At 39.8% G+C, this 359-nt stretch carries 1 protein-coding gene; it reads left to right on the top strand.

Going from position 1 to position 359, the window contains the following annotated elements:
• Positions 1-305: Ada metal-binding domain-containing protein (locus tag B4G94_RS23565; protein ID WP_349681870.1), on the top strand; the 305-nt coding region annotated here is incomplete at its 5' end.
• Between the last annotated feature and the right edge of the window lie 54 nt (positions 306-359).

The following is a 359-nucleotide window of genomic DNA, read 5'->3' as shown; positions in this document are numbered from 1 at the left end:
GTTGGGTATTATTTTTCACGACGCCGAGAGATAAAACCCGCACAATGGAATGGCATAAAAATATATCAGATGCTTCATTGCACGCCAAGATTCGAACGGGAGAAATTCGCTTAGGAGGCAATGAAAAACTAAAAATTTATGGATTGCTTTGTTGTATTTCGGGAAAAAGGATGAAGCGGGAGAACAGGGTCTTTTTTGCCACTGAGCAAGAAGCGCTACAGCATCAATATCGTCCTTGTGGGCACTGTCTAAAAGCGAACTATGTTGAATGGAAAGAAAAAAATAGGAGATTTGGTGAAGTGTAGGTCGCATCAAGTTCTCTTCTATAGAGAATCTAAGTAAATCGAGTTTGGAAAAAG

The organism is Sphingobacterium sp. UBA7625, assembly GCF_002484085.1.
In the GTDB taxonomy this organism is placed as follows: domain Bacteria; phylum Bacteroidota; class Bacteroidia; order Sphingobacteriales; family Sphingobacteriaceae; genus Sphingobacterium; species Sphingobacterium athyrii.
The sequence above is the reverse complement of the archived record's forward strand: the minus strand, read 5'-3'. Positions and strand labels throughout refer to the sequence as shown.